General features: G+C 44.5%; 11 protein-coding genes. 7 read left to right on the top strand and 4 right to left on the bottom strand.

Going from position 1 to position 10,370, the window contains the following annotated elements:
* Positions 1–185: 185 nt before the first annotated feature.
* The 4 genes from D7X94_RS17295 to D7X94_RS17285 form a co-directional block, all read right to left on the bottom strand.
* On the bottom strand, positions 186–554 hold the full coding sequence (locus D7X94_RS17295) for an ASCH domain-containing protein (protein ID WP_199715168.1): 369 nt from the start codon (positions 552–554) through the stop codon (positions 186–188).
* 156 nt (positions 555–710) lie between these two features.
* A complete protein-coding gene (locus D7X94_RS17290; protein WP_120429036.1) occupies positions 711–1,517 on the bottom strand; it encodes a hypothetical protein in 807 nt (268 codons plus the stop codon).
* Positions 1,472–1,624: a hypothetical protein gene (locus tag D7X94_RS18610; RefSeq protein WP_158591073.1), complete on the bottom strand. Its 153-nt coding sequence runs from the start codon at positions 1,622–1,624 to the stop codon at positions 1,472–1,474. Before D7X94_RS18610 ends, D7X94_RS17290 begins: the two co-directional genes overlap by 46 nt.
* Positions 1,625–1,638: 14 nt before the next feature.
* Positions 1,639–2,154 (bottom strand): AAA family ATPase, encoded by a 516-nt coding sequence (locus tag D7X94_RS17285; RefSeq protein ID WP_120429034.1) that lies wholly within the window; start codon positions 2,152–2,154, stop codon positions 1,639–1,641.
* A 195-nt stretch (positions 2,155–2,349) separates the two neighbouring features.
* On the opposite strand from D7X94_RS17285, the gene D7X94_RS17280 reads away from it, so the two are divergent.
* From D7X94_RS17280 to D7X94_RS17260, 7 genes are all read left to right on the top strand, one after another.
* Positions 2,350–2,556: a helix-turn-helix domain-containing protein gene (locus tag D7X94_RS17280; RefSeq protein WP_120429032.1), complete on the top strand. Its 207-nt coding sequence runs from the start codon at positions 2,350–2,352 to the stop codon at positions 2,554–2,556.
* Between the two features lie 91 nt (positions 2,557–2,647).
* Positions 2,648–2,884: a type I restriction-modification system subunit M N-terminal domain-containing protein gene (locus D7X94_RS19990; protein WP_442857928.1), complete on the top strand. Its 237-nt coding sequence runs from the start codon at positions 2,648–2,650 to the stop codon at positions 2,882–2,884.
* Positions 2,885–3,004: 120 nt separating this feature from the next.
* On the top strand, positions 3,005–4,654 hold the full coding sequence (locus D7X94_RS17275; RefSeq protein WP_442857927.1) for an HsdM family class I SAM-dependent methyltransferase: 1,650 nt from the start codon (positions 3,005–3,007) through the stop codon (positions 4,652–4,654).
* Positions 4,651–6,003, top strand: a complete 1,353-nt coding sequence (locus D7X94_RS17270; RefSeq protein ID WP_120429030.1) for a restriction endonuclease subunit S — start codon at positions 4,651–4,653, stop codon at positions 6,001–6,003. The genes D7X94_RS17275 and D7X94_RS17270 overlap by 4 nt, the downstream gene beginning before the upstream one ends.
* 173 nt (positions 6,004–6,176) lie before the next feature.
* Positions 6,177–6,782 carry a DUF1016 N-terminal domain-containing protein gene (locus tag D7X94_RS19740; protein WP_330558253.1) on the top strand — a complete coding sequence of 202 codons (606 nt, stop codon included), beginning with the start codon at positions 6,177–6,179 and terminating at the stop codon, positions 6,780–6,782.
* Positions 6,767–7,198 (top strand): PDDEXK nuclease domain-containing protein, encoded by a 432-nt coding sequence (locus D7X94_RS19735; RefSeq protein WP_330558252.1) that lies wholly within the window; start codon positions 6,767–6,769, stop codon positions 7,196–7,198. Before D7X94_RS19740 ends, D7X94_RS19735 begins: the two co-directional genes overlap by 16 nt.
* 2 nt (positions 7,199–7,200) lie before the next feature.
* Positions 7,201–10,281 (top strand): type I restriction endonuclease subunit R, encoded by a 3,081-nt coding sequence (locus D7X94_RS17260; protein WP_120429028.1) that lies wholly within the window; start codon positions 7,201–7,203, stop codon positions 10,279–10,281.
* Positions 10,282–10,370: the final 89 nt, after the last annotated feature.

Genomic DNA, 10,370 nt, shown 5'->3' with positions numbered 1-10,370 from the left:
GGGGTTCCGAATACGTCGGAACCCCCGCTTTTCATAAGTCGGGAAAATTTATTGAACTTTTTTGTAATTTACTCTTGACATTTGGCCCCACAAGTTCGCAAATCAAAAAAATAATGCCTTGGCACTTCTGTTCCTCTCTAAAATCAGGAGTGCCAAGGCATTAAAACACACTGCTTTATAGCCGTTTATAGATATACGAAAGATTGCGGAGCCTGACGAATACCGTAATCGGACAAAGCCTTGGGTTTTTCGTAAATCACTACATTTTTTAATTTATATGCAATAGCCTTATCTTTTTCTGAATAGTAGGAAAAATAAAATTTCTTTGTAATGCCCGCAGCAGTTTTTGCTATCTCCCAGATTTCTTTCGGCGTCCCTTCCAATATTTCATCAATAAGCGCTTCTCCGACCACTTCCTTCTGCGGTGCTGACGCATAGAAAATGATTCGATCCACACCATCTTTCGGTCTGCTTTTTCGGAATTCGTATTGTTTTTTTCCCTCAAGTATCACCTTCGCATACTTAGGCTTAATTGATAATAACATTGCCGACATCTACTTTGCCCTCCCGCAGAATTTTCTCGAACTGGCTCCTTGTATAACGGAAATTCATGGGATGGGTTCCAGGCCAACAATCATTGCTTTTCAGCCACATCCAGTTTACATTATTCCCTGCGCCAAAATACCCATAATACAATAACTCAATCAGTGTTAGAGAGCCCAGGTATCATATTTTTCCTTCAATTCATCTTCATTATAAACAGATTTGTTGCCGACCATGCGCAAGAACTGGTCATAAGAATTTTGCGCATGTCCATTTACTTTTACTTTTTCGATTCGTGTTGCCACACAATAAGTAGTAATGACGGATTTATACCCTGGACGGCCACCGGTTCCGGTGTATTTTCTGTATACCAAAACAGGCTCTCCAACTTTGAAAGCCAGACTGTAAGGCTTGCCTATGTATACTTTTTTCAGTCCATTTGCCACGCTAATATCAACCCGCTCCTGCAAAGTATTAGCGAGGTCAGAAGAAGCGAACATGGTGTCGTGATACTCCATATCAATGGCAAGGCATCCAGCGTGTTGGACCTGACCGCTAAGAAAAGGGAATGATTTGCAGGGGTCACTGAAATCAAGATTCCTTCGATCTTTGATATATACCCGCTCACCATTCAGGTTGTTTCCGACATGGATAAAGCCGTACTTCTCCAGAAGAAGTATCAAACTGATGTGTTTATCAAAAACAGTTACATAAATTTCATTGATGCCCAAATCTCTCCATTGCCACAAAGTTAGACCAAGAGCTCCCTCACCAATCCTTTGATTCCGATAATGCTCATCAATTTTGATTGTTGTGATTTTAAGACGAGCAGTTTTCGGCAAAACGCTACCGTTTGCCAAATTGATTTCCTCAGCTTCATTCGGCTTTAGGTTTACAAAAGCTCCTACACCCTGGTCATCTTCAAATATCAGCGCCCGTTTCCCATCAGCGGCTTTTGCCGCGAACCATTGCACAAAACCAGTGCTTGATGAAGTGCGGGGTAATCTGTTTTCAAGGAATCGAAAAAGGGATCATTGAGATTGATCTCGGAAAATCGCTTGCGTTCAAATTTACCCGCCACAATCGGCCCCCTCCTCAAAGTGATTTTATGAAGTCAATTGCCCGCATAAGGTCTTTAGCGCCCTCGGAAACAAAAAGATTCGCATTAATGTCTCTGGCAACTTCATCTGCGTATAGCCGTTCTTCCTGCTGAAAGTATTCAATGCTCTCTACAGCAACCTCAATTCCATCGCGCTTTCTTCGCCGGGACGCTATGATTTCTGGATTTTCGGTTAGCAACACAATAGCATCCGGTTTGAGCATAGCAAAAGTGCCATAAGGAATACGTTGCACTTCGCCCGATGCATTCAGCAGGCAGAAGTGTCCATCCAAAATAAAATTCTGGCACAACGTTCTGAGCTCGTCCACGGCCCAAAGAAGGAACTGCTGATTTTCATCTATGTCAGGAATGAGCTTATTCTTTGCAAATTCTGAACGCTTTTTTGTTGCAATCAGGGCGCTGGCCGAATAGGTTTCGATGCCCACAGAATCTTTCACAAGGTTGCAAAAATATGATTTTCCTACACCATGAGCACCACTCACAAAAATCATGCATCTATCTCTCCTTTGCAAAGAGCCATAACGACTTTCAGATTAATTATAACAGATTAAGATAAGAAATTCAATAGATAACAGGATTTCCTCCTGCAATCGCAGGAGGAAATCTTGCGTTTAGGGATTAGTCGTGTTATAATAAGCAGCAGAAATCTTCAAATCGACACATTCCCAGAAAAGGGAGGTTCATTCATGGCTATCAGTTACAAGAAATTGTGGAAACTGTTGATTGACAAGGATATGAAGAAAAAAGACTTGCAACAATTAGCTGGGATAAGTGCGGCATCCGTTACGAAGCTCGGAAAAAATGAAAATGTTAATACGGAAATTATTGAAAAAATCTGCACAGCCCTAAGATGTGATGTCTGTGATATTATGGAAATGGTAGAAGAACCGTGAATCGGTTTTATAGAATTATGAGTTTTGAAACAACGATAAATCTGCTGTAAATCGGAAGACGTCAATCTCCGTGAGAAGGGAATAAAGACACATGGACAATCAAATTCACAATACAATCGTAAGTTTTATATGGGGAATTGCGGATGACTGCCTACGCGATGTGTATGTGCGTGGAAAATATCGTGATGTTATTCTGCCAATGACAGTTATCCGCCGCTTGGATGCCATGCTGGAGGACAGCAAAGAGGTTGTTCTTGATATGAAGAAGAAACTGGATGCGGCCAAAATCGATAACCAGTGGCCGGCGCTGTGCAATGCGGCGGGTTAGGCATTCTGTAACGCTTCTCCGTTCCGCCTGTGCGATCTCACCAGCCGCGCTAAGAAGCAAACGCTAAAGGCCGATTTTGAGGCATACCTGGACGGTTTCTCCCCTAATGTGCAGGAGATTTTGGAGAAGTTCAGGTTCCGCAATCAGATTGACACGATGATTGAGGCGGATATTCTGGGGGCGGTGATTGAGAAATTTATTTCGCCGGATATTAACCTCTCTCCGAAGCCAATTTATAAGGACGATGCTCAGACTATGGTGAAGCATCCAGGACTGGACAACCACGGCATGGGCACAATTTTTGAGGAACTGATCCGCAAATTCAACGAGGAAAACAACGAGGAGGCAGGCGAACACTGGACACCCCGCGATGTTGTTGAACTGATGGCGGATCTTGTCTTTATGCCTATTGCGGATCAAATCAAAGACGCCACCTATTCCTGTTATGACGGAGCCTGCGGGACGGGCGGTATGCTTACTGTCGCGCAGGACAGGCTTCTGGCGATTGCTCAGCAGCAGGGAAAGAATGTGTCTATTCATTTGTTTGGGCAAGAAGTGAACCCCGAAACATATGCAATCTGCAAGGCGGATATGCTGCTCAAAGGTGACGGGGAACAGGCGGAGCATATCAGCTATGGTTCTACGCTTTCCCTGGATGGAAACGCCACAAGGCAGTTCGATTTTATGCTGTCCAATCCACCTTACGGGAAAAGCTGGAAAGTGGACGCGGAGAAGATGGGCGGCAAAAAGGAGATTTTGGATACCCGCTTTAATACCTATCTTGAAGACGGCGAACAGATGGCCATGATTCCTCGAACAAGCGATGGTCAACTGCTGTTCCTTTTGAACAATGTGACAAAGATGAAAAAGGATACGCCGCTGGGCAGCCGCATTGCCGAGGTACATAACGGCTCGTCCATTTTCACGGGGGACGCCGGCAGTGGGGAAAGCAACGCCCGCCGCTATCTGATTGAAAACGACTTGGTTGAGGCTATCATCGCACTGCCGGAGAATATGTTCTACAACACAGGAATTGGGACACTTATCTGGATTCTGTCCAATCAGAAAGAGGAACGCCGCAAAGGGAAAATTCAACTGATTGACGCAACTGCCATGAAATCCCCGCTCCGCAAAAATATGGGCAAGAAGAATTGTGAAATCACATCGGAAATCCGAAGTGAAATCGTCCGCATTTTTATGGAGATGGAACAAAGCGAAGTCAGTATGATTTTTGATAACGAGGAGTTTGGCTACTGGTCTGTTACAGTGGAGCGGCCTCTGCGTCTGCGCATATATCCTGACAGAGAAATTCCGGCCAGTTTGTTTAAGAAAGCGGATGAGCTTGCGGCGGTGCAAAGTGCTGTTGCCGAGGCCGCAAAAACCGCTCCTCTGGATGATTGGACAGCATTTGCCAAAGCCACAAAGCTGAAAGCCACAACCTTGAAGAAAATTCGGCCATTTATTACGGAGAAAGACCCAACTGCACAGCCTATCGAAGGGGAGCCAGATGTTGATTTGCGGGATACAGAAAACATCCCGTTTACCTATGAGGGCGGCATTGATACCTTTATGCAAAATGAGGTGTTGCCCTATGCTCCTGATGCCTATGTAGACGAAAAGAAAACACAGATCGGCTATGAAATCAGCTTTACTAAGTATTTCTATAAGCCGGTGGAACTGCGCCCTATGGAGGAGATTTTGGAGAGTCTGAAAGCCTTTGAACGGGAAGCGGATGGCATGATGGCGGAGATTATGGAGGGGTTGCAATGAACCACGCTTGCGATAACCTTGTATGGCTGGGTATGGTTCCAGAACACTGGCAAGTGTTGAAATTACGGCAGATTCTATCACCTGTTAGTGAAAAAAATCATACTGATTTGCCTTTGCTATCAGTAATTCGTGAAAAAGGGGTTATTGTCAGAAATATTGAGGATAAAGAAGAAAATCACAATTATGTGCCGGATGATTTGAGTGGCTATAAACTGGTCAAATTTGGGCAGTTCGCTATGAATAAGATGAAAGCGTGGCAAGGCTCTTACGGGGTTTCAGGATTTGATGGAATTGTAAGCCCAGCTTACTTCGTTTTTGACATTCAATATGACATAAATATTGATTTCTTTAATAGAGCAATCCGAAGTATAGTATATGTCAATTATTTCGGTCAAGCATCTGACGGGATTCGCGTTGGTCAGTGGGACTTGTCCGTACAACGAATGAAAGAAATACCATTCCTGCTTCCACCCAGACCCGAACAGGATCAGATTGTGCGGTTTTTGGATTGGAAGATTTCGAGCGTTAATAAGCTAATCAACATTAAACGCAGTGAAATCAAAGAGCTTGATGCTCTAAAGCGGTCTATGATAAGCCATGCAATTACACATGGACTGAAATCGAATGTACCGATGAAGTTCAGTGGCATCAAATGGTTAGGAGATATTCCTGCTCATTGGCAGGTTATGAAATTGCGCCAGATTTTACATCCGGTTAGTGTGAAAAACAGTCCTGAACTTCCGCTTCTATCTGTTGTTCGTGAGCGGGGCGTTATTCTTCGTGATATTGAGGACACAGAGTCTAATCATAACTTTATTCCTGATGATTTGAGCGGATATAAAGTTGTACGAAAAGGGCAGTTTGCTATGAACAAGATGAAGGCATGGCAAGGCTCGTACGGTGTTTCTGATTACACCGGAATCGTCAGCCCTGCATACTTCATTTTTGATGTTACTTTTGAAAATTTAGCATATTTTCACTATGCTATTCGCAGTAAGGTATATGTAAATTTCTTTGCCCAGGCGTCGGACGGTATTCGCGTAGGCCAGTGGGATTTACAAATGGATAAAATGAAGGAGATTCCATTTATTGTTCCACCAACAGATGAGCAACACGTAATTGTTGAATATCTAAAGCAAACCTTACACAAGTACGATGCTGCTAGTGAAAATATTACCGCAGAGGTGGATGTGCTTGAAGAATATAAGATAAAACTTATCGCAAACACAGTAACCGGCAAAATTGATGTCCGTGATATTGAAATCCCTGAATACGAATTTGTTGAAGAAACCGAAAATGTTGAAGCTGATAGCAAGGAAATAGTCGAGGAGGGATTGGAAGATGAATGAATTGGATTTTGTCAATGCGTTTATTGAAATTATCAAAACGAGTATTGACAATCACCCCAATTACACTGAATAGGAAAAGGCATATAGAAAAGCCTATGAGGACGAGTTAAAAGAACTTGCCAAACAGTTTTATGGGCAACAGCAGCGCTTCCAAAAACAGGAGGGCCAATAAAATGGCTGACCTTTACCTAACTCCTTATGAGGACATCTATTCCGAAATAAAGGAAACCCTCCTGTTGTCGCGCAATCAGGCATACAGCGCAGTCAATTTTGCGATGGTACAAGCCTACTGGCAGATTGGGCGCATCATCGTAGAGCATGAGCAAAATGGAAATGCGCGGGCTGATTATGGGAAAGCTGTTTTGCAGGAATTGTCCAGCCGTTTGACCAAGGACTTTGGCAAAGGTTTTTCTGTTCGGACATTGCAGCAAATGAAGAAATTTTATGTGATGTTTCCAAATACGAACGCACTGCGTTCGCAATTGACTTGGACGCACTACCGCCTTTTGCTGTCGGTGGAAAATGAACAGGCAAGGCAATGGTATATGGATGAGGCAATTGCTTCCGCATGGTCGAGCCGCCAGCTGGAAAGGCAGATTTCTACCCTATACTATGAGCGGCTTCTTGCAAGCAGAGACCAGGTACCTGTAAGGGCCGAAGCTGTTGAACTCACAGCACCTTTATCTGCGGAAAATTTCATCAAAGACCCATATGTGTTGGAATTTCTTGATCTGAAAGATTACCCGCCCTGCGGGAGTCTGATTTGGAACAGGCATTGATTGATAAATTGCAGGAATTTCTGTTGGAGTTGGGACGTGGTTTCTGTTTTGTAGCCAGACAGAAGCTGATGCGCTATGAAGATGAAGATTTTTACCTTGACCTTGTATTTTACCACAGTATCCTAAAATGCCATGTGCTGATCGACTTAAAAATCGGGAAATTGACCCACAGCGACATCGGCCAGATGGACAGCTACATCCGAATGTTTGATGCGTTATATAAAAATGGAGATGACAATCCTACTATAGGCATCATACTGTGTTCTCAGAAGAATGAGGCAATCGTCAAATACTCTGTTTTGAACGATGCTCAACAAGTTTTTGCTTCGCGTTATCGTTTTGCATTACCCACTGCTGAAGAATTACAGCGTGAAATCGAAGCCGAGCGCAAGCGGATTGAAGAACAGGAGGGCTGAGTATGGCCTTTACAAATACAAAAGAAAGCGGTTTGGAGGCCCTCATTGTAAAATGGCTGGTTGAGCAGAACGGTTATGAAGAAGGGACTAACGCTGATTATAATAAAGAATATGCGATTGATGAAACCCGCCTTTTTCGATTTTTGCAGGATACCCAGCCCTCACAGATGAGTAAACTGGGTGTGTTCCAGTCCGAGCAGAAAAAGCGTCAGTTTCTGAACCGCCTCCAGGGTGAGTTGGTCAAACGCGGCATCGTAGATATTCTGCGCAACGGCATCAAGATATATCCGGTCGATCTCATCATGTTCTATCTCACACCGACCGAAAACAACGAAAAAGCGAGGGAGATGTTCCAGAAAAATATTTTCAGCGTGACGCGCCAGCTCCGCTATTCTCAGGATGCTGGTAAACTGGCCCTTGACCTGTGCTTATTCATCAATGGATTGCCTGTCATCACCTTTGAACTCAAGAACCAGCTTACGAAGCAAAATGTGGATGATGCTGTCCAGCAGTACAAGGATGATCGCGATCCGCGAGAGATGTTGTTCCAGTTCAAACGCGGCATGGTGCATCTGGCCGTGGATGACGCCCGTATCAAATTCTGCACTCGTCTTGCGGGCAAAGACAGTTGGTTCCTGCCTTTCAATAAGGGGTATAACGATGGAGCAGGCAATCCGCCGAATCCCAATGGCTTGATGACCGACTATCTGTGGAAAGACATTCTTACAAAAGAAAAACTGACGCTGATTATTGAGAACTATGCACAGGTCGTTATTGAGGTGGATGAGGATACCAAGAAGAAAAAGGAGAAGCAAATTTTTCCACGGTATCATCAGCTGGATGTAGTTACAAAACTTCTTAGCGATGTGCGGGAAAACGGTGTCGGGCATAGATACCTGATCCAGCACAGCGCGGGAAGCGGCAAATCCAACTCTATCGCATGGCTTGCGCATCAATTGATTGGACTTGAGCAGAATGGGCGTCCGATGCTGGACTCTGTTATTGTAGTCACTGACCGCCGTATCCTCGACAAGCAGATCAGGGACACCATCAAACAATTCATGCAGGTAAGCAATACCGTGACATGGGCGGAGCACTCTGGCGACCTTACAAAAGCTATCACGGACGGAAAGAGCATCATCGTTACCACGATTGAAAAGTTCCCATACATTGTTCCGCAGATTGGAGCCGATCACAAAGAGAATCGTTTCGCTATTATCATTGATGAGGCGCATTCCGGGCAGAGCGGACGTAACTCTGCGCAGATGAATCTTGCCCTCTCCGGGCTTGCCTCGGATGATGAGATGGACAACGAGGACAAAATCAACGCTATGATGGAAGGGCGTAAGCTGCTGAATAATGCCAGCTATTTTGCCTTCACAGCTACACCGAAGAACAAGACATTGGAGACCTTCGGCATACTTGTTGTGGATGAATGCGGAAACCCTATATTGAATGATAAGGGCGAATTGCAGCATAAACCATTCCATGTCTACACAATGAAGCAAGCTATCCAGGAAGGATTTATTCTGGATGTATTGCGAAATTACACGCCGATTGACAGCTTTTACAGGCTGATGAAAACAGTCGAGGACGACCCGATGTTTGACAAAAAGCGCGCCCAGAAGAAACTCCGTAATTTTGTGGAGAGCAACAGCTATACCATAGCGAAGAAGGCCGCTATGATGGTTGACCACTTCCATGAACAGGTTATCGCTAAGGGAAAAGTTGGTGGGCAGGCCCGCGCTATGGTTGTGACTGCCAGTATTCCGCGATGCATCGAATATTATTATGCTATCAACAAGTGTCTTTCTGAAAGACACAGCCCCTATAAAACCATTATTGCTTTCTCTGGTGAGTGTAAGTACAACGGTCAGGAACCGCCGCTGACCTCGGCAGGCATGAATGGATTCCCGGACGCAAAAATACCAAAGACCTTTAAGGCAGACCCGTATCGCATCCTGATTGTTGCGGATATATTCCAGACCGGTTTTGATGAGCCCCTGCTCCACACCATGTATGTGGATAAGATGCTCTATGACATCAAAGCGGTACAGACACTTTCGAGACTGAACCGCTGCCATCCGAAGAAATATGACACCTTCGTTTTGAATTTCGCTAATAAGCCGGAAATTATTGAAAAGTCCTTCTCCCGCTACTATCGCACCACGATTTTGTCCGGCGAGACCGACCCGAACAAACTCTATGATCTTGTGGCGACAATGGAGGGGTATCAGGTATATTCCAGCAACGATGTAGAACATTTGGTTAACCTATATCTGAATGGCGCAGACCGTGATAAACTTGATCCTACCCTGGATGCCTGCACAGCTATTTATATGCAGCTCGAAACGGACGATCAAATCAAGTTCAAAAGCGCGGCAAAAGCTTTTTGCCGTACATATGGATTCCTCGGTGCAATCCTTCCTTATGGCAATGCGGATTGGGAGCGGCTCTCTATTTTCCTCAATCTTCTGATACCCAAATTGCCTTCTCCCCGTGAGGACGATTTGTCACAGGGTATCCTTGAGGCAATCGATTTGGAAAGCTATCGCAACGAGGCGCGTGAGTCAATATCCATCAAGTTGGAGGATTCTGATTCCGAGGTTGCGCCGGTTCCATCTGGCAAAGTTGGTCACATTATTGAGCCGGAGATGGATTTGCTTTCCGTTATTCTGTCTGATTTCAACGATATGTTTGGCAATATCAACTGGAATGACGCAGATAATGTACGCAGACAGATTCTTGAAATACCCGCTATGGTTTCCAGGGATGAGAAATATCAGAATGCTATGAAGAACTCTGATGAACAGAGTGCAAGGCTTGAAAGTGAGCGGGCTTTGCAGCAGGTCATCTTCGCTATCATGGCTGATAATATGGAACTGTTCAAACAGTTTCAGGATAATCCCTCATTCAAGAAATGGCTTTCCGATCTTGTATTTAATCTTACCTACAACAGAGAAGGAAAGCCTTATGAAGCACCACCGCAGAAACATAAGTCCATCGTTTATAACTTCGAGCCACAACAGGAAATTCAGACGGTAGCAGAGGAGCAAACGCCTTACGGAGAAAAAAGCGAATAGTCCAAAGTTCATATAGGCGGTCGTGCGCTACTTTGCAAACCTGCAAATAGGTGTCAAGCCCCAAAATAAAAAAGTCAGCATAATTTTTG

The organism is Acutalibacter sp. 1XD8-33 (genome assembly GCF_003612555.1).
GTDB lineage: Bacteria > Bacillota > Clostridia > Oscillospirales > Acutalibacteraceae > Acutalibacter.
The sequence above is the reverse complement of the archived record's forward strand: the minus strand, read 5'-3'. Positions and strand labels throughout refer to the sequence as shown.

What these genes read in the sequence shown, in the direction of transcription:
- D7X94_RS17295 (WP_199715168.1), bottom strand. Translation starts at nt 554, where the DNA reads ATGTCGGCAATGTTATTATCAATTAAGCCTAAGTATGCGAAGGTGATA.
- D7X94_RS17285 (WP_120429034.1), bottom strand. Translation starts at nt 2,154, where the DNA reads ATGATTTTTGTGAGTGGTGCTCATGGTGTAGGAAAATCATATTTTTGC.
- D7X94_RS17280 (WP_120429032.1), top strand. Translation starts at nt 2,350, where the DNA reads ATGGCTATCAGTTACAAGAAATTGTGGAAACTGTTGATTGACAAGGAT.
- D7X94_RS19990 (WP_442857928.1), top strand. Translation starts at nt 2,648, where the DNA reads ATGGACAATCAAATTCACAATACAATCGTAAGTTTTATATGGGGAATT.
- D7X94_RS17270 (WP_120429030.1), top strand. Translation starts at nt 4,651, where the DNA reads ATGAACCACGCTTGCGATAACCTTGTATGGCTGGGTATGGTTCCAGAA.
- D7X94_RS19740 (WP_330558253.1), top strand. Translation starts at nt 6,177, where the DNA reads ATGGCTGACCTTTACCTAACTCCTTATGAGGACATCTATTCCGAAATA.
- D7X94_RS17260 (WP_120429028.1), top strand. Translation starts at nt 7,201, where the DNA reads ATGGCCTTTACAAATACAAAAGAAAGCGGTTTGGAGGCCCTCATTGTA.